The 22182-nt window shown below is 37.5% G+C and carries 17 protein-coding genes; 10 read left to right on the plus strand and 7 right to left on the minus strand.

Annotated elements, in window-relative coordinates:
- Positions 1 to 234: 234 nt before the first annotated feature.
- Positions 235 to 606 (plus strand): hypothetical protein, encoded by a 372-nt coding sequence (locus HGD76_RS09025; protein ID WP_168695583.1) that lies wholly within the window; start codon positions 235 to 237, stop codon positions 604 to 606.
- Between the two features lie 613 nt (positions 607 to 1219).
- Here HGD76_RS09025 and smc read toward each other — a convergent pair.
- On the minus strand, positions 1220 to 4900 hold the full coding sequence (smc, locus tag HGD76_RS09030) for a chromosome segregation protein SMC (RefSeq protein WP_168695584.1): 3681 nt from the start codon (positions 4898 to 4900) through the stop codon (positions 1220 to 1222).
- A 257-nt stretch (positions 4901 to 5157) separates the two neighbouring features.
- Here smc and HGD76_RS09035 point away from each other — a divergent pair, with 257 nt between their 5' ends.
- The 5 genes from HGD76_RS09035 to HGD76_RS25300 all read left to right on the plus strand — a co-directional run bounded on the left by HGD76_RS09035 (position 5158) and on the right by HGD76_RS25300 (position 12368).
- On the plus strand, positions 5158 to 6603 hold the full coding sequence (locus HGD76_RS09035; protein WP_168695585.1) for a glycoside hydrolase family 13 protein: 1446 nt from the start codon (positions 5158 to 5160) through the stop codon (positions 6601 to 6603).
- Between the two features lie 108 nt (positions 6604 to 6711).
- Positions 6712 to 7101 (plus strand): tetratricopeptide repeat protein, encoded by a 390-nt coding sequence (locus tag HGD76_RS09040; RefSeq protein ID WP_168632941.1) that lies wholly within the window; start codon positions 6712 to 6714, stop codon positions 7099 to 7101.
- 96 nt (positions 7102 to 7197) lie between these two features.
- Positions 7198 to 7956 (plus strand): Uma2 family endonuclease, encoded by a 759-nt coding sequence (locus HGD76_RS09045; protein ID WP_168695586.1) that lies wholly within the window; start codon positions 7198 to 7200, stop codon positions 7954 to 7956.
- Between the two features lie 653 nt (positions 7957 to 8609).
- Positions 8610 to 10235: a class I SAM-dependent methyltransferase gene (locus tag HGD76_RS24855; protein ID WP_233467135.1), complete on the plus strand. Its 1626-nt coding sequence runs from the start codon at positions 8610 to 8612 to the stop codon at positions 10233 to 10235.
- A 48-nt stretch (positions 10236 to 10283) separates the two neighbouring features.
- Positions 10284 to 12368, plus strand: coding sequence for a DUF5672 family protein (locus tag HGD76_RS25300; RefSeq protein WP_233467138.1), 2085 nt, complete (start codon positions 10284 to 10286; stop codon positions 12366 to 12368).
- A 108-nt stretch (positions 12369 to 12476) separates the two neighbouring features.
- Here the strand turns inward: HGD76_RS25300 and HGD76_RS09070 are convergent, their stop codons facing one another.
- From HGD76_RS09070 to HGD76_RS09080, 3 genes are all read right to left on the minus strand, one after another.
- Positions 12477 to 12938 carry a DUF29 domain-containing protein gene (locus tag HGD76_RS09070; protein WP_168695587.1) on the minus strand — a complete coding sequence of 154 codons (462 nt, stop codon included), beginning with the start codon at positions 12936 to 12938 and terminating at the stop codon, positions 12477 to 12479.
- Between the two features lie 359 nt (positions 12939 to 13297).
- A complete protein-coding gene (locus HGD76_RS09075; protein ID WP_210967755.1) occupies positions 13298 to 15499 on the minus strand; it encodes an O-linked N-acetylglucosamine transferase, SPINDLY family protein in 2202 nt (733 codons plus the stop codon).
- A gap of 311 nt (positions 15500 to 15810) precedes the next feature.
- Positions 15811 to 16359 (minus strand): type IV pilin-like G/H family protein, encoded by a 549-nt coding sequence (locus tag HGD76_RS09080; protein ID WP_168695588.1) that lies wholly within the window; start codon positions 16357 to 16359, stop codon positions 15811 to 15813.
- 340 nt (positions 16360 to 16699) lie between these two features.
- Here HGD76_RS09080 and HGD76_RS09085 point away from each other — a divergent pair, with 340 nt between their 5' ends.
- The 4 genes from HGD76_RS09085 to HGD76_RS09100 all read left to right on the plus strand — a co-directional run bounded on the left by HGD76_RS09085 (position 16700) and on the right by HGD76_RS09100 (position 20250).
- Complete coding sequence (locus HGD76_RS09085; protein WP_168695589.1) at positions 16700 to 17590, plus strand: ABC transporter permease; 891 nt, start codon at positions 16700 to 16702, stop codon at positions 17588 to 17590.
- A gap of 133 nt (positions 17591 to 17723) precedes the next feature.
- Entirely contained in the window at positions 17724 to 17879 is a 156-nt protein-coding gene (locus HGD76_RS09090) for a hypothetical protein (RefSeq protein ID WP_168204445.1), read from the plus strand.
- Positions 17880 to 18094: 215 nt separating this feature from the next.
- Positions 18095 to 19321 carry an RNA-guided endonuclease InsQ/TnpB family protein gene (locus HGD76_RS09095; RefSeq protein ID WP_168695590.1) on the plus strand — a complete coding sequence of 409 codons (1227 nt, stop codon included), beginning with the start codon at positions 18095 to 18097 and terminating at the stop codon, positions 19319 to 19321.
- A 41-nt stretch (positions 19322 to 19362) separates the two neighbouring features.
- The gene (locus tag HGD76_RS09100; RefSeq protein WP_168695591.1) at positions 19363 to 20250 is read left to right on the plus strand and encodes an ROK family protein; all 888 of its coding nucleotides are present in this window, start codon (positions 19363 to 19365) and stop codon (positions 20248 to 20250) included.
- On the opposite strand, the gene HGD76_RS25830 is transcribed toward HGD76_RS09100, so the two are convergent.
- The 3 genes from HGD76_RS25830 to HGD76_RS09110 are packed head-to-tail and all read right to left on the minus strand — an operon-like array spanning position 20219 to position 22162.
- Positions 20219 to 20347, minus strand: a complete 129-nt coding sequence (locus HGD76_RS25830; protein ID WP_267904345.1) for a hypothetical protein — start codon at positions 20345 to 20347, stop codon at positions 20219 to 20221. The genes HGD76_RS09100 and HGD76_RS25830 overlap by 32 nt on opposite strands.
- A gap of 7 nt (positions 20348 to 20354) precedes the next feature.
- Positions 20355 to 21992, minus strand: coding sequence for a CTP synthase (gene pyrG, locus HGD76_RS09105; RefSeq protein ID WP_168632948.1), 1638 nt, complete (start codon positions 21990 to 21992; stop codon positions 20355 to 20357).
- A gap of 14 nt (positions 21993 to 22006) precedes the next feature.
- Entirely contained in the window at positions 22007 to 22162 is a 156-nt protein-coding gene (locus tag HGD76_RS09110) for a hypothetical protein (RefSeq protein ID WP_168695592.1), read from the minus strand.
- Between the last annotated feature and the right edge of the window lie 20 nt (positions 22163 to 22182).

Below are 22182 nucleotides of genomic sequence, written 5' to 3' on the forward strand. Positions count from 1 at the left end.
TTATAAATATTGGACGACTACTATAATTTTTTAAGAGAAAGCTTGCGCGAAACTCTCACCTCATGCTATGGTAATTGCACGGGTGGGTTAAAGATACTTCTGCTAATAACCCATAATTGAATGTCAGCATGGCTGTGACGAGCTAGGCTTGACATTCACTGGAAGTAAAACTTCTACTGATTTTTGCAAATCATCAACTCCAATTCCTTAGAACAAAGAGGAGTCAAATTTATTATGGCACAAAATGCTAATGTTCAACAACTTCATTTTGCAACTAGCAACCTTGAAGTTTTGGAACATCTAGAAATTACAGTCAAGGTAGACTGGAGACTCATTAAACCAACCCTTCCCCAGAAATATCTTACTGCTACAGAGATAGCCAAGGATCTTAATGATAGGACTGGACAAAACTGGACTTATCAGCGTGTCATTGAAACGCTGGCACAAATGGGATATATCACCAAACTTAAGGATAACTGGCCATGGCAACCAACTGAAAAAGCAAAGCATTATGCACAATTCAGTAGTCAAGGTCTCAAATGGAGTCCAGAAGTTATCAACTTAATATTGCAACAACAACCTCAGCAGTTGCGGTTAGCTGTCTAAAGCATATTTTTGAAGCTTGATTTCAATTCATATTCTCCCTTATGAGACTTACCATTTGCGTGAGTCTCTGATGGGAATATATTGACACACGCTTAATTATCACCCCTAGTCCATAGGGTAGGTTAAGCGCATTTATGCTAAAATGCCATTACTGTACTCTGTAAGGAGTTTTTTGTATGGCTAACGTTACTTAGGGCTTACTGAGTAAAGCTAGAACCGCTTTTCAATAAGGGTTTCGCGGATTTTGGGAACAAAAAAGTGCAAGGCTATGGCATTTAGAGCCTCAAAATCCTTGTATTTCTATGAAAAATCAGGGGGTGAATTTGGAAACCAATCTCCCAAACCACCATTTTTCGCACTGTGTGGCATCTAGGTTCGCTTTGGGTACTTATTCAGCAAGCCCTAATTATCCCTGTTCTGTCACTCTCGGAAAACAATAATCGAATTCATCTTTTGTAACTCTTATTTCACGCAGGTTTGGTGCTTTTTTATGTATTAAAAAATAAAATTACTGCATAAAATGTCAAAACCAAAGCCCCGTAAACCTTTCAGGTATTGCATTTTCCCAATCTGACAGAAGAGGGTTATTAATTATTTGCTCACGTCTTACCTATCAATTAGATGACTGTAATTTAATACCCAAAACTTGAGTATACGCACCTCTAGCTTGCGTCACCCCAATTGTCCGCTGTGCTGATTCTATCATCGGACGGCGCAAACTCACAACTATAAACTGTGCCTGTTCTGCCTGTTGTTTAATCATTCTCGCTAATCGTTCCACATTTGCACCATCTAAAAACATATCCACTTCGTCAAAGGCATAAAATGGAGATGGACGATAACGTTGTAGAGAGAAAATAAAACTTAATGCAGTTAAGGATTTCTCTCCCCCAGACATAGAAGCAAGACGTTGTACAGGTTTACCTTTGGGGTGTGCGACTAGGTTTAAGCCACTGTTAAAAGGATCTTCAGGATTATCTAGTTGTAAATAACCGTCACCATCGGAAAGAATAGCAAAAATTGATTGAAAGTTCTCATTTACTGCATCAAAAGCTTCTTTAAATGCTTTTTGACGGAGGGTGGTAAAGTTTTCAATTCTTAATAATAATTCTGTCCGTTCACCTTCTAAAGTCTCTAATTTTTCCGTAAGTTCTTGAAGACGACCTTGGACTTTATCGAATTCTTCCAAAGCTAACATATTCACAGGTTCCATTGCCTGTAAACGTTTACCTATAGTCCGCAATTCTTTTTGTAAGTCTTCTAAATCAACTTTATTGGGAACTTCTGGTAAAGGACTAGGTAATTCTGCACCTAAATCTCGCAGTTGGTTTTGCAGTGCTGTTAAATCTTCCCGGCGTTTTTGTTGAGTTTCTTGCAGTTTCTCTATTTCCCATTGTAATTGTTGTTGACGCAATAAGAGCGATCGCAATTCGGTTTCTGCTGTATCTCGATTTTTCTTTTCTTCCCCTAAATTCTCTTCTAATTTCCGTAAATTAGCTTGATTTACAGTAATCAAATTACTCAATTCGACCACTTGACTATTAACTGTTGCTTGTTGCTGTTTTCCAGTTGTTTCTTCTTGTTGATATTGAATAACTCGCGTTTGAGATTCTTCTATTTTTTCTTGTAATCGTTGTTGTTGATTTTCGAGATTTTTTAATTGTTGTTGAACATCTCTTAACGCTGTTTCCCGTTGTTGTAATTCCTGTTCTTGGGTTTTAATGATAGCCTGGATTTGTTGCCATTCGCTAGGGGTTTGGGAAGATTCCAACTCAGCTAAAGTATGTCGCAATTGTTGTAATTGAGTTTCTTGTTCTGGTAATTCCCGATTTAAAACTGCTAACCGGGATTGTGCAGATGTAAATTTTTGGGTATTTTGGGAAAGTTGAGAACGAGTATTTTCTAACTGCGTTGTTAAACTCTTAATCTCTTTCTTTAACTGTTCTAAATATAATTGTTGTTCTCTCCGTCCTTGACGTGCTTCCGTTAATTCTAAAGTTAATGTTTTAGTGCGAGTTCCTAAATTAGAAATTGCTTCTCCACAACGGTCTAAAATCCGGTCAATATCTATTAAGCGAGTTTTTAAATTAGCGACTTCCTGAGATTCCCCGGCTTCACCGTTATCAAAGCGTAAAGATGAACGTTGACTACTACTACCCCCAGTCATTGCTCCGCTTGTTTCTAATAATTCCCCTTGTAAAGTGACAATACGATATAGTCCCATATTTTTCCGAGCTTGGGCAAGAGTCGCAAATACTACCGTTGCACCAAAAACATAGGCAAATACATCATGATAACGGCGATCGCATTCTACCAAATTTACCGCATAATTAACAAAACCATCAGCTAAACGCAGAGTTGCATCTTGGGTAAATCTAGGGACTTTAATCTTATTTAAAGGTAAAAAAGTTGCCCTTCCTGCCCGTTTTTGTTTCAACAGTTCAATTCCCGCAGATGCCACACTATCATCTTCAACCACAATATGTCCTAAACGTCCACCAGCAGCCATTTCCAACGCTGTTTGATATTTGGGATCTACCTTACCCAACTGCACCACTAAACCACATAAACCGGGCATTTCCGACTGTAAAATTACCTTACTTGCTTGTGTTCCTTGTATTTCCTGTTGCGCTTGAGTTTGTGCCTCTAACTTATCTAATTGACGTTGTTTATCTCGTTGTTCTTGTAAAAGTCGCTTTTGAGTATCTTGTTGAATTTGTAACTCTTGTTCCGTTGCAGCGAGATTTTCCGCTAAATTCTGAATAGGTTGAGTAGAAGCATTAAATTCCGTTTCCAAACTCACGCATTCAACTTGTTTTGCAGTTAATTCCGGTTCTAAAGTCGCAATTAACTGAGATTGTTCAGAAATCAATTCTTGTAATTGAGTATTGCGTTCCTGTAATTGCGCTTGTTCAGTGCGTTGGGGTTCGAGAATATGCAATAAAGATTCAATTTGCCGATTTAATGCCGTTTGTTGTTGTACCCAGGCTTCTGAAGCGGTTGCAATTTCCGCAGCAGCTTGACGAGAAGATTCTAAATTTTGTTGAGCGGTGTCACGTTCTGATTGTAGAGACGTTCCATGGAACGTCTCTACATTATGACTTTTTATAGCTTCCTCTAAAGCCAGTTGATATTGTTGAATTTCTTGATAAGTTTGATTTAATCGCTTTGTAGATTCTTGAATAGATGTTTCTAACTCCCGTTGTTGACGTTGGAGTTGTTTCCGTTCCGCTTCCTGAGTAGCGAGATTTGATTGAACAGACAGAAGTTCCTCTTCCCCCAAAGCCTTTACCCGGAGATTGAGTTGATCTAATTCAGTAGTTTTTTGATCAATTTGAGAATTAGTTATATTTAACTGAGTAGTAAAATCACTGAAATTGCGATCGCCCTCTTGAACTTGTGCAACCAGCTTTTCCTGCTGTGCTTGGAGAGAACGCCAAGATAACACAGATTCCCAAGACTGCTTTTGGATAAATTCAACTTTCAATAATTGATACTTTTCCGCCTTAGCCTTATCTTGAGACAGGCGATCGCATTGTATACTTAACTCAGTCTGAATAATCCGACAACTATCCTCCTTATCCTTCACCTCATCCAAAGTAGACCTAGCTTGGATAATCTTCCGATCATAAGTCGCCACCCCAGCCAACTCATCAATAATTTCCCGACGTTCCCGCGCATTCATCGAGATAATACTCGTCACATCCCCCTGCAACACTACATTATACCCTTCAGGATAAATCCGCAGTTCCTCCAAATCCTCATGTAACTCAGTCAAAGTACAAGCCACACCATTAATATAATAATTCGACGTGTACCCCCCCTGCTGAGACACCCGCAACCGCCGAGTAACACTCCACTCAGACGATTTTGGATTTTGGATTTTAGATTTTGGATTTTCCCCTACCTCCCCTACCTCCCCTACCTCCCCTACCTCCCCTACCTCCCCTACCTCCCCTACTTCCCCTACTTCCCCTACCTCCCCCACATCCTCCCTCTGTGCCTCCGCGCCTCTGCGAGAGACATCCGAAATATCAAAAGTCACAGTTACACTAGCTTCCAGCGCCGAACGCCCCTTATGTTTTTGGGCATTATTCACCAAATCCGGTAAACGTTCCGCCCGCATACCCTTAGAACTAGCCAGTCCCAAGCAAAACAGCAACGCATCCAGAATATTTGATTTTCCAGAACCATTAGGCCCAGATATGACAGTACACCCCGGTAGTAAAGGGACAGCAGTAGTCCCACCGAAGGATTTAAAATTGGTAAGTTCAACGCGCTTGACATATACCATGAGGCACTGGTTAACTGGAAACTGGGTTAAGCAAACAATTGTACCAATTATTTATCCTTTCGTGACTAGGAAAGAGGGGAAATTTGGTAATTGATATGCTGTGGGTTCTGGGTATTTAATTGGTCATACTCTAAATGTATGGCGACAATATATTTTAAACGAACCACAGAGACACAGAGGACACAGAGGGAAATACAAGGGGGTTGTTTACATCTGGTTTAAAATTGCTATATGTTAAGTTGCTCATAGATGTATTTATGGAAATTCAAACGCCAGATTGGGTTAAACACGCGGTTTTCTATCAAATCTTTCCTGATAGATTTGCCAGAAGTCAACGTTCCCGTGACAGTTTCTTAAATAATAGCAATTTGGAAGCCTGGGATGCACCACCTACTCTCCAAGGTTACAAAGGTGGTGATTTATGGGGGGTGCTGGAAGAATTAGACTATATCCAAAGTTTAGGGGTGAATGCAATTTACTTTACACCCATTTTTCAATCTGCTAGTAATCATCGTTATCATACCCATGATTATTACCAAGTTGATCCCATGTTGGGGGGTAATCAGGCTTTGCGAGCATTAATAGGTGCTGCCCACGCCCGCAATATGAAAATAGTTCTTGATGGCGTATTTAATCATTCTAGTCGAGGCTTTTTCTTTTTCCATGATGTGTTAGAAAATGGTTCTAATTCTCCTTGGGTAAATTGGTTTAAAATTCAAGATTGGCCGCTTGCCCCTTATGATGGTAGTTTACCCGCTAATTATGATGCTTGGGCGGGGATTCGCTCTTTACCAACCTTTAATCATGATCATCCAGATGTGAAAGAGTATATCATGAAAATTGCCGAATATTGGTTAGAATTTGGCATTGATGGTTGGCGGTTAGATGTTCCTTATGAAATTAAAACTCCTGGTTTTTGGCAGGAATTTCGCCAACGAGTTAAAGGTATTAACTCAGAGGCTTATATTGTTGGTGAGGTCTGGTCAGATGCCCGTGAATGGCTCGATGGTACGCAATTTGATGGGGTATTGAATTATTTATTTAATGAGGCAGTGCTGGCGTTTGCAGTAGGCGATAAAGTAGTATTAGACTTAGTTATATCTCAAGGTTATTCTCCCTATCCTGCCCTAGATGCGACTGAATATGCAGCCAAAATTCACAGTCTTTTAGAACTGTATCCTTGGGAAATTCAACTAACACAATTAAACCTTCTCAGTAGCCATGATACAGCCAGATTAATGAGTATTGCTGACAGTGATCAAGCAAGTGTAGAATTGTGTAATTTGTTATTATTCACTTTTCCCGGTGCGCCTAGTATTTACTATGGTGATGAAGTTGGTTTACCTGGTGCAATAGATCCCGATTGTCGGCGGGTTTTCCCTCCTGAATCTGACTGGAATCCCAAAATTTTAAATACTCATAAACAATTAATTGCTATTCGACAAAATTATCCGGCTTTGCGAATTGGTAAATACCAAGTTCTCTATGCAAAAGAAACAGTTTATGTATTTGCGCGAATTTTAGAAAGTGAAGAATTAATTATTGCTGTGAATGTAGGAACTGAAACTATTACAGTCAACCTAGATTGTAGTAGTTTACAAAGTCAACCAAATCAAGTTTTATTTGGGAATGGGGAAATTATCTGGAAAGAGGAAAATGTTTGTTTAATTATTCCTCCCCGTAGTGGTTTGATTTGGGGATAAATGTTAAAATGTCAGTTGGGAATGGTGAGTGATATTTTTTTTGCTGGTGGTGGGTATTCTATATTGTAGGAGTGATGCTGCAATTTGGATAACAGCAATTTTTGATACATGGCTACTTCAGGAGATGATTATTTAGTTCAGCGCGGTAAGCAGATTGAGCGAAAGAAAAGAATTGTTACATATATTGGAATGGTTTCATTTGGTGGTTCAATGTTGTTTGGAGGGGTTAATACCATCAAACAGGCTTGGGAAAAACCAAAGCAAGCAGTAGTTCAATCGGCTGAAACTGAGTTGCAAAAACAGATTAAGGGGTATGAGTTAGTTTTGCAGCGTGAACCAAATAATCAAACTGCACTTGAGAAGTTGTCTATGATTCGATTGCGAATGGGGGATAATAAAAGTGCGATCGCTTTGATGGAAAGGTTGGTAAAATTACATCCAGATAGACAGGATTATCAAACTGTTTTAGCGAATACAAAGAAGACAATAGGAAAATAAAAATCATATCAGAATTGTTTATAATATAGTTTGATCGATATAAAACTATATCCCATCTTAGCTAACACCAAACATATTCTTCCAAAATGGAAAATTATGGACACCCTGAAACTTGCTCCTTCAACACAGTTACCAGATCATACTCAATTACCCTGTGAAGATGGAAATTTCGTGAAAAATTTTCAAGAACATCCTCAAAGTATTCTGTTAACAGAATCTATCTGGTCAAAATTACAAGCAATTCATCCAGATAAGCAATTTTGCATAGGACAAGATAGCGGTATTTATTGGCGGATTACAGAACCACCAGAACGAGGTGCAGAAGCGCCAGATTGGTTTTATGTTCCTGATGTGCCACCGGCTCTAAATGGTCAAATGCGCCGTTCTTATGTGATGTGGCAAGAATTAGTTGCTCCCCTAATTGTCATTGAATTTGTATCAGGTAATGGTAGAGAAGAAAGGGACGAAACTCCATATCAAGGAAAATTTTGGGTTTATGAAAAAGCGATTAGAGTACCTTTTTACGGTATTTATGAAGAAAAGAAATCATCATTAGAATTATATCATTTAATCGAAGGACAATATCACCTGATGCCACCTAATGCAAGGGGTCATTATGTGATTGAAAAAATGGGTGTTGAATTAGGAATTTGGCAAGGAACATATAAAAATGTCGAGTTACCTTGGTTAAGGTGGTGGGATTTAGCAGGAAATTTCTTATTAACAGGAGAAGAACAAGCTGAACAAGAAAAACAACGGGCGGAACAGGAAAAACAACGGGCAGAACAGGAAAAACAACGGGCTGATAAATTAGCAGCGAAATTGCGAGAATTAGGCGTTGAATTTGATGATTGAGTAATCTTGATATGATGTAAAACCTCTATCCCGCAAGGAACTCAAGTTCCTTGCTAATAGCGAAAGTCATCTAAAGATGACTAAATATTAGGAAAGTTTATTAGTCCGTTTTAACGGACTTGAACTATGAGACTGGGAATTAATTCCCAGGCGGGTTATGGGTTTTACGTTAAGTTGACACCAATGAGCATTGTTGAACCCAGGTTGTTAAAAATATGGAGATATGTTTATACAGCACTTCCCGGTGTTATGAGGTACATATCTAGCGGGCAAGATGCCCGCACTACAAGAGTTTCATGATTCAACTTTGTACCTCATAAGAATAATTGTATCATAAAATATGAATAAATTATAGCAGGAGTCAAGGGATTGATACTGACATTTTCATGTCAATTGTAAAGATCTGTGAAAATTAACATTAGTATATCCAGAAAGTGATAGATTTTTGGAAATTGTGGGTACTCTCTATATATAGGTAGGGGTAATTGAGGGGGTTAAGGAGTGAAGTAAGCGATCGCCGTTATGGAGAAACTGGTAAAATTAAATAAGTAGGATTTAAGACTATGTTACCGAATGTAAAGGAAACAATCACAGAAAAAGCAAATTAATAAAAAAGTATTGACATTATGAATAATGCTAACTTGTTGGTAAATGTGGATTTAGGATGTGGAACTCATAAAGCTGAAGGTTTTATAGGTGTAGATTTAGTTCCTGCTGATGGTGTAGATGTTATTGCTAATTTGAATGGTCATTTTCCATTTCCAGATAATAGTGTTGATTTTATCAAAGCACATGATATTATTGGGCATCTGCCTGATAGAATCCACACAATGAATGAAATCTGGAGAATATTAAAGCCAGATGGAATAGTTGACATTAGCGTACCATCAACTGATGGCAGAGGGGCATTTCAAGATCCTACCCATGTCAGTTTTTGGAATATTAATTCCTTTATGTATTATTGCCAAGAATTTCCTCCTTATTTAGCACTTTGTCAAAGTCATTATGGTTTTAAAGGGGAATTCAGTATTGTTAGCATTGATGAGAAAAATTCGGGAAATCAAGTTATTCAAGTTCATGCTGTATTAAAAGCTATAAAATCAGAAGAAAATAACTATCAACTGAATTTAAAAAATATTAATTTTGTCATCTTCCCAGATTGGAGTCAATCTATAGAAGTAATATTTGCACAATTACTAAATGTATGTCAGTCCATTATTGATCACCCTAATAATAGTGATATTGCCTTACTTATTGATATCCAAAATACCAATTTAGAAGATGCGAACTTCTTATTAGCAGATGTTTTACTTAATCTTTGTTATCAAGGAAATATAGAAACTGATGACGATAAATTACCACAATTTAATTTATTCAAAACAAATTCACGAGAAGAATATAAAGGCTTATTGCCAATTTTACACTCTAGAATTATTTTAGAAAGTGAAAACAAAGAATTTATTAATCAAATAGGATTAGAATTACCTTGTTGGACTTTAGAAGAATTGAATAATAAAACTATTGAGATAAACAGAAATAAAATCTCAATATTGCAGCAAGTCGAAAATATTACTAATTTACTTGATCACAATATCATCATTAGGCCAAATTCAGGTAATGATAATCCCCTTTGGCAATACTTTTGTCAAAATCAAGGGAGATTAATCCACAAATGGCATCACTATTTTGATATTTACCACAATCATTTTTCTCGTTTTAGAAAATCACCTGTAAAAATCTTGGAAATTGGTGTATTTCACGGTGGTTCATTACAGATGTGGAAAAATTATTTTGGTGAAGCGGCACATATTTACGGAATTGATATTGACCCAAGATGTCAAGAATTAGAGGAAGATCGCATTAAAATTTTTATTGGTAGTCAGACAGATAGAGATTTTCTGCAATATGTAAGAAATACAATAGGAACAGTTGATATTATTATTGACGATGGTGGTCATACAATGGAACAACAAATATGTTCGTTTGAAGAATTATACCCGGCAGTTCAAGAAAGAGGAATATATTTAGTTGAAGATTTACATACAAGCTACTGGTCAGGATATGGTGGTGGCTATAAAAAAGAAGGTACTTTCATTGAGTATGCCAAAAATTTCATTGATCAACTTAATGCTTGGCATTCACAAGATCAGGAACTAACACCATCTCATTTAACAAAAACTTGTACTGGACTTCATTTCTATGATAGTGTGTTAGTAATTGAAAAGTATCCAAATCATTACAAACCAAAGACATCAATGACCGGCAAATTCTCCTTTTAATGTGAGTATTGTAAATATTGAGATTACGTTTTTCAAAAGCAAAATTTTATGAGTACCTGGCAATTAAGAACCCCCGTCGTCCTAATTATTTTCAATCGTACTGATACGACTCAAAGGGTATTTGACGCTATTCGTGAAGTAAAACCACTAAAATTATTGGTTATTTCTGATGCTCCAAGAATTAATAGGGAAGGTGAAGCCGAACAATGTGAAGCTACTAGGGCGATTATTAATCAAGTTGATTGGGAATGTGAGGTATTAACTAATCATTCAAATATCAATTTAGGTCCTCGAAAACGAATTAGTAGTGGGTTAGATTGGGTTTTTGAGCAGGTAGAAGAGGCGATAGTGCTGGAGCATGACTGTTTACCTGGTGCTACTTTTTTCCGTTACTGTGAAGAATTATTAGAAAAATATCGTGATGATGAGCGGATTATGATTATTTCTGGTAATAATTTACAATTTGGTAGGAAAAGAAACCAATATAGTTATTATTTTTCTCGTTATATTCATATTTGGGGGTGGGCAACTTGGCGACGAGCTTGGGAGAAATATGATGTCTCAATTCCAAAATGGAATGAGCTAAAAGATAGTTCGTGGCTTAGTGATTTGCTGGATAACCAACAGGCAGTTATGTATTGGTCGGGAATATTTGATGCTATAATATCCGGTTATGATACATGGGATTATAGTTTAGTTTTTAGCTTGTGGATAAATGAGGGTTTATCTATCTCACCACAAGTTAATTTAGTGTCAAATATCGGTTTTGGAGAAAATGCTGAAAACTGTAAAAATATTTCTAGCATCTTAGCCAATATGTTGGTGGAAGAATTGGAGTTTCCTCTTCAACATCCTGCTGTTATTTCTAGACATGAGGAAGCTGATGATTTCACAGAAAACCACTTTTTTAGTGCGTCAGAATGGATTCTTAATATCACAGTATTGAATAATGCTATTCATTTACTGGATAAAAATACAAATAAAATCAATCTGCAAAATACAACTTTAGTCACCATATCTTCTGTAGACATAGAACTTACGTTACTAAGTTTAGTAATTTCCAATTTAAACGCAAACTTTAATAGAGTATTATTCTTTACATCTGAGGAAATTGATCAAAGTTATTTGGAACTTTTCCCCCAATTAGAAATTATTAAAATTCATCCTATCAAGAATTTAGTTGAATATAGCAGATTTATAATCAAAGAGCTTAATTCATTTATAGAGACTGAATTTTGCCTAGTTACACAAGGAGATGGTTTTATTATCAATCCTCAGTTGTGGTCAGAGGAATTTTTAAATTATGATTATGTTGCTGCACCTTGGCGGAAACAATCTCATTTAGTTAACTCCCAAGGTCAGACAGTAGAAATACTTGACTTAAATAAAAATAGAGTGGGTAATGGTGGTTTTTCTTTAAGAAGTAAAAAGCTACTAGAATTATGTTCAGAATTGGATTTTGATAATATACAAACATCTTCATTATCAGAAGATTTGATTATCTGCCATTATTTTTATGACTGGTTTACAGGGAAAAGTATTAAATTTGCACCTTTAGAAGTTGCTATTAAATTTAGTTTTGAACAACCCATAGAAGAACTTGAAAACTTTTCTTGGCAAAACACCTTTGGATTCCATGGAAAACCTCATGTTATCTCTGTCCTAAATAAATTATCTCAAGATTTGAATTTAGACTTTTCTTCAGATAATTATCAAAACAGCGATTTTATCAATGAGTTAAAATTAAGAGATATTAATTTAATCATATTTCCTGATTGGACACAAGCAGAAGATGAACTTGGTTTTGAGTTACAAGAGGTAATTCAAACATTAGCAAATCACCCTGAAAATCAAAAAATTACCCTGATTATTTACACAGGTAATATTGCTATTGAAGATGCAGAAATGTTTTTATCTAGTGTAGCCATGAATCTGTTAATGGAGGATTTAGACATTAGCGATACTATAGAGATTTCCTTGATTGATAAATTAGGAAATATGCAATGGCAATCTTTGTTACCCCGTATTTATGGTAGAGTGATCTTGAGTAATGAAGCTAAAATAAATTTAGCACAAATACCAGTTAGTAACTTAGAAAGTTATCCATTGGATAGTTTGATAAGTCAATTTTAAGAGTCTTAGAAATGTAGGTTGGGTTAAGCAATAGTGCAACTTTTGATTCTTTTTGATAGCTGAAGTCCTTGTATTTCACTCAACCAAGAACCGCTGTATCAAATCCAGTTACTTTTGAAGATACCAATTATCATCTAATAATTGTTCTAAAGAATAGGGACAATTATCAGGGAATAGATTTGATGCTAATCCTGTTTTTTGAACAACAACTTTCAAAGCAACATTGTAAATATGATCTAATTCTTGAACTAACTTATTTTTTAATGTAGTAGTTAAGCTATTGTTTAAATCATCTCTAAAAGCGATTATTTCTCCCTGCCAATGCCGATGGTTTCGATCATATTCGTCTTGCCAATATTCTAATAGTAAAATATGAATTATAATTTGTCTTAATAGACTTCTAACTTTGTTTAAATCATTTCTTCCCAAACTTTCTAACTCCTCAATTAAATTTTCTAAGTCTAAGTTTTCTAATTTTTTTGCTTTTAGAAGCTTAATAGTTTCTTCCAACCAGAGATAATCGTCAATTTCATACAGTCTTTGTAGTTGATTTGGTGTTTTATTTAACATAATCACAATCCTTTTTTTGTTAGGATGGGTCATTTATAGCGTTTTCCGCTTTGATGAGGTACAAAGTTGAATCATGAAACTCTTGTGGTGCGGGCATACTTCAACAAGCTCAGTACAAGTCTTGCCCGCTAGATATGTACATCATAACATCGGGAAGTGCTGTAATTAAAAAATATGGCGTTGCTGAATTGAGGTATGAAATTCCCAAATTGAACCTTTAAAACTCAAACCTCAGTGCGTCTTTGCGCCTTTTCATGAGACTAAAATTCATACCCTTAATCAGCAACGCCGATTCTTGCATTATTCATTATATCAAAGTTACCATAAATGTTGGGTTTCCTTGCGTCAACCCAACCTACTTATTTTCTGCTATCAACATACTTTTGCCACATTTGCTGATACGCATTCTCCATTTCCCGCGCAAATTTCTGACCATTCCATAGCGGTGATGTTTGTCTTGACTTTCGCAATTTCCACACAATTTCTTGTCTTAATTTCTCATCCTTACCCAACTTCACACCCCACTCGACATACTCTTCATCACTCCAAGCTAAACCTTCAGTTACACCCACATTCATCATCATTGTATAGCTGTTCCGGGCTGCAAATTGTTCCCCCACTCTTGTCACTATCGGTATACCCATCCATAATGTTTCCAAGGTTGTAGTTGCACCATTATAGGGATAGGTATCTAAGACGATATCTGCAATGGCTAGATTCGCCCGGTGTTCCATGTCTGTAGGTGCAGTGGGTAAAAACCTAAAACATTCTAAATCAAGTCCTTCCGCTTCAGCAAGGGGGGCAATAAAATTTTGCAGATCTTCATGATTGCTGCGAAAACTTTTCAGCAGAAAATAACTATTAGGAACTTGTTTGATAATTTGCATTTGTAACCGGATATTATCGGGATTACGTTTTAATCCAGTTTGAGAACTAAAATAAATAATTCCATCATTAGGAATATCTAAAGATTCTCTACTGATAGTTGGTGTTCCCACAGTAAAGCCATCAATACCAATATAATTTTGCGGGAGTCGCCAAATCTTTTCTGTATAATAATCCTGTGCTGATTCTGGTAAAACATAGTTATCAGCAATAAAATAATCAACCCTCGGGAAACCAGTGGCATCATACCCTAACCAACTAACTTGAATCGGTGCGGGTTTCAAAGCTAAAATAACACAATTACTATAGGAAGTTAAACTATCTAAATCAACTAAAATATCTATTTCATCTTCATTTATTTTATCTGTAACCGTCACTATGGGCGGGCATAATTGATGAAAATGATCACCAAATTCGTTTTTATAAGCTTGTTGTTGTGGATCATAAATATTCTCTCTTAAAGAATATAAATGAATATCAAATTCTTGGCGATTATGATATTTTAATAACCACCAAGCTAAATAACCGACAGAATGAGAAATAAAACACTCTGATACATAGCCTATCCTTAAAGGACGCGCACTCAAAGCAGGACGAGGTCTATTAAAACGCTGTTGATAAATGTTAATCTCTTGAGAATACTCTTTCCAGATCATTTTTTGACATAAAGCAGCTAATCCATTACGAATTAATCTATTTTCATGGGGATTATCTTCCATGTATAGGAAAAAGTGACCAATGGCTAAGATATCAATCAAACTTTTGCTTTCTGTTTGATTGTTGACAAGATCAGATAAAAGTTGTTTATATTGTTCGTAAATCTGAACCGCTTGTTCTGGATAATCAAGAGAATATAAAAATCCTGTCAGTAAGAAGTGATTACCGAGAATTTCATTAATTGGTTCTTGAGCAATTTCTAAATATTTGTTTGCCCAATCAATAGACTCTTTATGATAAGATCCTGATAGACTTTGCAGGGAAAAAATAATTTTGCCAAGACAAACTAAATTATTGGGTCTTAGGTGGTAGGCAATTTTCGCAAAATAAAGTGACATCTGGTAGTCGAAAAAATGACTATAGACATCAGCTTTATCTATCAATAATTTAATAATAGTTTCAGAATTTATTAAATAGGGTATAAAGGCTTCTACTAATTTATCTATAAACGCAGGAGGATTAACTGGGTTAGGACGAAGCAACTTCTCAATCACTTGCACTAATAATTTCTCATCAAAAATAGGGGGTTCTATTAGTTCGGATATAATGGCAATTAATTGATTAACATTTGTTTGCAAATCCTCAATTTCTAAATCAATATTTAGTTCAATTATTTTTAAAAGATTATTAATATGACCAGGAACAAATTCTCTAATGTGTTGACGAATTACCCAAGCCAGTTGAGATTGAGAATCTGTTTCCTGTTGTTGGGCAGCATTGAATAAAACTTCTGTTAATTGCAGTAGCCATTGTTCCGATTCTTCCTCTCCAAATTCTAGCAGTGGAGTCATCCAGACTATCTGGGCTTCTTCTTCTCTTCCTGCTAATAACAAAGCTAGTCCTAAATACCAATAATTAGTAACTTCCTGGGGATTCTCTGTAATATTTTGTTCATATTCTTGAATGCTTAATAAGCTTGGGGTAGTAGAAATTTGATTATTTAAGTTGGTGGTAATCATTGAAAACTTTGAAAGGATGAATACACAAGTCTAAGAGGTTGTTTGAAAACTTTTTCGTGTGAGATCTGATCCCCCTAAATCCCCCTTGAAAAGGGGGACTTTGAGAAATTTAGCCCCCCTTTGTAAGGGGGGTTGGGGGGATCTCGATTAATTCTGATACTTTTCAAACATCCTCTAAATTAATATTAGTTTTGGCCGTTAGAAACATAAATCAACATCAAAAGCAGGGATTAACACCGTTAACCCCTACAATATGTGAAAAAATCCGACAAAAAGATCCGATATCATTCGCAAAAATAAAGTTGAATACTTTATTTCATGTTGATATTAGGAGTAGCACAGGAGGCCGCAGTGGTATTCAGGGTAAGTGTGGGAGCAGCGCCAGTAGGTGCAGTTGTCATACAAGCAACAGTGTCTGTTAGCCCATTATTATTTCCACCTAGGATAACTACACCACCAGCATAAGCTCTAAGAGAGTTTGACTCATTATTTACAGGTCTTGCAGTAAAAGTAGTATTGGTTGCGCCATTATCTGTTATATTATAATAATAGTAGAAATTACCACTAGTATCAGTTGCCACAGTAGTTGGAACATTGATTTGTAGACTCGCAGTAGCAGCAGCAAATTGAGTATTTTCCATCCGGTAAGACTGTTGCGCTCTGTTGACTGCACCAACAAAGCTTTTTGCTTCCGCTTGTCTAGCTTTTCCTGCTTGGCTGAGGAAAGAAGGTAGAGCAATAGCGGATAGAATACCGATGATGATAATAACAACTAACAGTTCAATAAGGGTGAAACCTTCGCTATCTTTCTTTTTGCTGAGGATTTGTTGGATGAATTTGGCTTTTAGTTCGGTTTTCATAGGATTTTTCCCTGATTTGGACTATTGTTCGTTTCTTGATGGAAATAACTTACCCCATTCCGATCAATTTCATATCACTTCCAGGAAAAAACTTTTTTCCCATCTGTTCAACAGTTCTAACTGGGGGTTAAAAATAGGCTAAAATCCTTATATAGACGTACTTTCACTATCTAGAAGCTGAAAATAGACATGGCTACTATCCCTCGTTCCCTAGCTCTACCGGGGAATAGACTCCAAAAAGCTGTGGCTCTACTATACTTGATTCGAGGCAGAGCCTCACATCTACATTCCCAGTCAGAGACTGGGAACGAGTTGAATATACCCAGTTCTGAATTTCCCCATGACGATTATAAAAAAGCAATTACCAAATTTCTGGAAATTTACGAAAAATCCGAGCCTATCCCAGCGATTAATGCTAATTGGGATGGGTATGACCCTATTTTTCATCTTCTTAGCCTTTTTTGCTCCTGTTTTCCAAAGTTGGGGATGGTTGCAAAACCCCAGAGAGTTTCTCTCTAACCCTATTCATGAACCACCTTCGGCCAAACATTGGTTTGGCACAAGTCGTTTGGGTTATGATGTCTTTTCTCGCAGTGTGTTTGGTGTACAAGCCGCGCTGCAAGTTGTGACTTTAGCGACATCATTGAGCATGATCATCGGTGTACCTTTGGGCATGGTCAGCGGTTATTTGGGGGGAAAATTGGATAAAGCCCTATTATTTCTTATGGATAGTATTTATACTTTACCAGGTTTATTACTGTCAGTAACATTGGCTTTTGTCGTGGGACGAGGAATCTTAAATGCAGCGATCGCTATTAGTATAGCTTACGTTCCCCAATATTATCGCGTTGTCCGTAACCACACTGTCAGCGTCAAAACTGAAGTATATATAGAAGCTGCACAAGCCATGGGTGCTTCTACCTGGGTTGTCTTATCAAGGTATCTATTTTTCAATGTTATTCAAAGCGTCCCCGTCCTCTTTACCCTCAACGCCGCAGATGCCATCTTAGTTTTAGGCGGGTTAGGATTTTTAGGGTTAGGATTACCCGAAGACGTGCCAGAATGGGGATATGATTTAAAACAAGCTCTAGAAGCACTACCTACAGGCATTTGGTGGACTACCCTGTTTCCTGGTTTAGCAATGACAACTTTGGTGGTAGGGTTATCACTACTTGGTGAGGGGTTGAATGAATTTGTCAATCCTCGTCTAAGAAGAGAAAATAGGCAATAGTCAGTTGTCAGTAGGGGCGAAGCATTTGGAAGATAAATTATCGGTCATTGCCAAAAATAGTTCTCCAAATGCTTCGCCCGTACAGTTGTTAGTTGTCAACCAACAAAAATTTAATTATTACTGAGAGAGTTTTGTGAACGATAATATTACTTTAATTGCGGCTGCTACAGGTGGATTTATGGTTTCTCTAGCCTTATCTGGTATTTTAAAAGGTGCGCCAATCGCAAATTGGCAACAGGCACATAATAATTTACACCCCATTGTCAACGTGCAAATTATAAGAGACTAGGCTGAAAACCCTTGAAGTTGAGTTTTGGAGCGTGGTGGTCAGTGAGCAGTTCGGCAAGCTCACTGTAACACTTGTCGAACTGCGGAAAAACTCAACTGTCCTTTAGGCAAGGGATGAAAGCCAGATAGAGGCTTCAGCCTCCACAGAAAATTTTTCCTCTTGACAAGATTATGTTCCGTGCGTTAGCATAGCTTCGTGGTGTTTAGGTCGAAACCATGATAATTTACGAGTTCAAAGTCAAAGGAAAAGATAAGCAATATCGCGCAATAGATGAGGCTATTCGTGCATCTCAGTTCATCCAAAATAAATGTTTAAGATATTGGATGGATAACAAAGGTGCGACGAAATATGATCTCAATAAATATTGCGCGATTTTGGCATCTGAATTTCCTTTTGCGGATGAACTTAATTCAATGGCAAGACAATCTGCTGCGGAACGTTCTTGGAGTGCAATAGCTCGGTTTTACGATAATTGCAAAAAGAAAGTTAAGGGTAAGAAGGGATTTCCAAAATTCAAAAAGAATTGCCGTTCAGTTGAGTACAAAGTTACCGGCTGGAAGTTATCCGAAACCAGAAAAGCAATTACTTTCTCTGACAAGAAAGGTATAGGTACTCTGAAATTAAAAGGTACTTACGATCTTAATTTTTATGATATCAAACAAATTAAGCGAGTTCGTTTAGTCCGTCGGGCTGATGGATATTATGCTCAATTTGCAATTGATGTCAAAATTAGAATTGAATCTCAACCAACGAATCAAATAGTTGGCTTAGATGTGGGCTTAAAATATTTCATTGCCGATTCAAAAGGTAATGTAGAGCCTGCTCCACAATTCTATAGAAAGTCAGAAAAGCAATTAAGTCGAGCTAATCGCCAGAAATCCAAGAAGTTCAGCAGAGATAAGAAGAAAGCTAAACAACCACAATCCAAGAACTATTTAAAAGCTAAAAATAGGTATGCCCGTAAACATTTAAGAGTAAGTAGGCAGCGAAAAGAATATTGCAAGAGATTAGCATATTCCGTGATCCAATCTAACGATTTGGTAGCTTACGAAGACTTAAATATTAAAGGCATGGCGAGAAACCGACATTTAGCTAAATCAATCTCTGATGCTGGCTGGGCAACTTTTCGGCAATGGTTAGAATATTTTGGACTCAAATATGGGAAGGTAACAGTTGCTGTTCCTCCCCATAATACTTCTCAAAATTGTGCTAATTGTGGTCAAAAAGTCAAAAAATCCCTATCAACTAGAACCCATAATTGTCATCATTGCGGGTTTGTAGAAGATAGAGATATTAACGCCAGTATCAACATCCTAAGATTAGGATTAACTACGGTAGGGCATACCGGAAGCTACGCTACAGGAGATTTGCCCTCTTGGGCGATTGGTGCAAACCTGTCGTCTAACGGCGAGTCTGTGAATGTAGAATCCCCGCGTCTTTAGACCGGGGAGTGTCAACAGTAAAAATAAAATAAATTAAAATTATGCAGCAAGTAATTGGTATTGATTTAGGGGGAACTGCGATTAAACTTGGTCGGTTCACAGCAGATGGTAATTGTTTGCAATCTTTATCTGTGGATACTCCCCAACCCGCAACACCAGAGGCTGTATTATTTACAATAGTAGATGCAATATCACAAATTGACCCCAATAATGAAAGTGTCGCTATCGGTTTAGGTACTCCTGGTCCTGCTGATGCTGCGGGAAGAATTGCGAAAGTTGCCATTAATCTAGTAGGATGGCATGATGTCCCCCTAGCAGATTGGTTAGAAGCCAAAACCGGTAAACCGACAATTTTGGCTAATGATGCTAACTGTGCAGGTTTAGGAGAAGCTTGGTTAGGTGCAGGCCGAAATTTCCCCAATTTGATTTTACTAACTTTGGGGACTGGCGTTGGTGGGGCAATTATTCTTGATGGTAAATTATTTGTCGGACATCAAGGTGCAGCAGCAGAATTAGGTTTAATTACCTTAAATCCTGATGGACCAATGTGTAATAGTGGCAATCAAGGCTCATTAGAACAGCATACTTCAATCTCTGCTATCCGTCGCCGCACAGGCAAAGAACCAGCAGAATTAGGCGCACTTGCCCAAGCTGGAGATATAGAAGCCTTGACTTTTTGGCAAGAATATGGTAAGGACTTAGGAATTGGTTTAACCAGTTTACTCTATGTGCTGACACCCCAAGCAATTATTATTGGTGGTGGTGTCAGTGGGAGTTTTGAATTTTTCTTACCTGCATTAACAGCAGAAATCGAAAAACGAGTTTTACCAACTTCCCGCGCAGGTTTGCAAATTCTCCCCGCAGAATTAGGAAATACAGCGGGAATGGTAGGCGCTGCTAAGTTAGCATTGGAAATAGGTAATTGGTAATGGGGAAAACCGACAACTGTAGGGGCGAAGCATTTGCAGAACTATTTTTGGCAATGACCGATAATTTATCTTCCAAATGCTTCGCCCCTACCGACAACTGACAACTAAGAAACTTGTACAGGCTTGGGTGTGGTAGTTGTCGAATGAAATTGAGAAATTGCAGCGGTCATAAATCCTTTAAATAAAGGATGAGGTGCATTGGGGCGAGATTGAAATTCAGGATGAAATTGACAAGCGATAAAGAAAGGATGTTTGGGATATTCAATAATTTCCACTAATCTACCATCTGGAGATGTGCCACTCACCAAATAACCAGAATCTAATAACTGACTACGATAGACATTATTAAACTCGTAACGGTGACGGTGGCGTTCATAAATGACTTCTTCTTGATAAAGTTGGAAAGCTAGGCTGTTGGGAAGTACCCGACAAGGATAAAGTCCTAAGCGCATTGTCCCGCCTAAATCTACTACATCCTGTTGTTCTGGCAACAGGTTAATAACCGGATTGTCAGTATATGGGTCAAATTCGGCGCTATTGGCATTAGATAAGCCTTCGACATTTCTCGCCCATTCAATCACAGAACACTGCATTCCTAAGCATAAACCTAAAAAGGGAATTTGGCGATCGCGGGCGTATTTAATCGCCGCAATTTTCCCATCTATGCCCCGACTACCAAAGCCGCCCGGAACAATGATACCATCAACACCTGCAAGATAGTTTTCCGGTGGTTCATTTTCCAAAACTTCCGAGTTTACCCACCGCAGACGCAAATCACCATGAGTCGCAATAGCCGCATGACGTAAAGACTCGACTACAGACAGATAGGCATCACCTAACCGCACATATTTACCAACAATAGCAATTTCGACGGTATATTTAGGATTATACATCCGATCTACCATGTTTTCCCATTGGGTCATATTGGGTTGACGCTGTTCCATTTGTAGTAAGTTAAGAACTTGTTCAGCTAATCCTTCCCGTTCTAAAATTACTGGAACTTCATAAATACTGCGAGCATCTGGACTGGTAATAACACATTCTACAGGGACATCACAAAACTCTGATAACTTTTGTTTCAAGCCGACCGGAATGGGGCGATCGCTCCGACATACTAAAATATCTGGTTGAATGCCAATTGATCTCAATTCTTTCACAGAATGTTGAGTCGGCTTAGTTTTCATTTCTCCCGCCGCAGCAATCCAAGGCAACAAAGTAACGTGCATATACAACACATTACGCTTTCCTACTTCCTTTCGCAGTTGACGAATTGCTTCTAGAAAAGGTAGTGATTCAATATCACCCACAGTTCCGCCAATTTCCGTAATCACAGCGGCAGGATTAGTTTCTTTAGCAACTCTGAGAATTCGCTCTTTAATCTCATTGGTAATGTGCGGAATTACCTGAACAGTACCGCCATTATAGTCGCCTCGGCGTTCCTTATTAATAACTGACTGATAAATCAAGCCAGTAGTAACACTGTTTAACCGAGACATAGAAGTATCAGTAAACCGTTCGTAATGTCCCAAATCCAAATCTGTTTCTGCACCGTCTTGGGTGACAAAAACTTCCCCATGCTGAAAAGGACTCATTGTCCCTGGATCAACGTTAATATAGGGATCGAGCTTGAGAATCGAAACCGAATAATCCCGTGATTTGAGCAAACGTCCCAAACTTGCTGCTACAATTCCCTTACCAATACTGGAAACCACGCCCCCAGTCACAAAGATAAACTTAGTCATAGTATTTTCAATTTCTAGCAACTTCTAAATATAGATTTTGCTCCCGCAGGAGAATTTGTGTAGACGATTTTCGAGGCTTGTTTGGAGGATGAATTTTGCCCAATAACTCCACGTCCCAACCTTTTTGGCCAATGTACTGCCATTTCCACATCATTTATGTTTGACTCCATCTTGGCCATTGTGCCACAGT

This window comes from Dolichospermum flos-aquae CCAP 1403/13F, assembly GCF_012516395.1.
Taxonomy (GTDB): Bacteria; Cyanobacteriota; Cyanobacteriia; order Cyanobacteriales; family Nostocaceae; genus Dolichospermum; species Dolichospermum lemmermannii.

Bases quoted from the DNA above. Each gene is read 5' to 3' on its own strand.
- HGD76_RS09045 (WP_168695586.1), top strand. From the start codon at position 7,198: ATGGACACCCTGAAACTTGCTCCTTCAACACAGTTACCAGATCATACT.
- HGD76_RS09095 (WP_168695590.1), top strand. From the start codon at position 18,095: ATGATAATTTACGAGTTCAAAGTCAAAGGAAAAGATAAGCAATATCGC.
- HGD76_RS09100 (WP_168695591.1), top strand. From the start codon at position 19,363: ATGCAGCAAGTAATTGGTATTGATTTAGGGGGAACTGCGATTAAACTT.
- HGD76_RS25300 (WP_233467138.1), top strand. From the start codon at position 10,284: ATGAGTACCTGGCAATTAAGAACCCCCGTCGTCCTAATTATTTTCAAT.
- HGD76_RS09110 (WP_168695592.1), bottom strand. From the start codon at position 22,162: ATGGAGTCAAACATAAATGATGTGGAAATGGCAGTACATTGGCCAAAA.
- HGD76_RS09085 (WP_168695589.1), top strand. From the start codon at position 16,700: ATGACGATTATAAAAAAGCAATTACCAAATTTCTGGAAATTTACGAAA.
- HGD76_RS09035 (WP_168695585.1), top strand. From the start codon at position 5,158: ATGGAAATTCAAACGCCAGATTGGGTTAAACACGCGGTTTTCTATCAA.
- smc (WP_168695584.1), bottom strand. From the start codon at position 4,900: ATGGTATATGTCAAGCGCGTTGAACTTACCAATTTTAAATCCTTCGGT.
- HGD76_RS09080 (WP_168695588.1), bottom strand. From the start codon at position 16,359: ATGAAAACCGAACTAAAAGCCAAATTCATCCAACAAATCCTCAGCAAA.
- HGD76_RS09070 (WP_168695587.1), bottom strand. From the start codon at position 12,938: ATGTTAAATAAAACACCAAATCAACTACAAAGACTGTATGAAATTGAC.
- pyrG (WP_168632948.1), bottom strand. From the start codon at position 21,992: ATGACTAAGTTTATCTTTGTGACTGGGGGCGTGGTTTCCAGTATTGGT.
- HGD76_RS09040 (WP_168632941.1), top strand. From the start codon at position 6,712: ATGGCTACTTCAGGAGATGATTATTTAGTTCAGCGCGGTAAGCAGATT.
- HGD76_RS09075 (WP_210967755.1), bottom strand. From the start codon at position 15,499: ATGATTACCACCAACTTAAATAATCAAATTTCTACTACCCCAAGCTTA.
- HGD76_RS09025 (WP_168695583.1), top strand. From the start codon at position 235: ATGGCACAAAATGCTAATGTTCAACAACTTCATTTTGCAACTAGCAAC.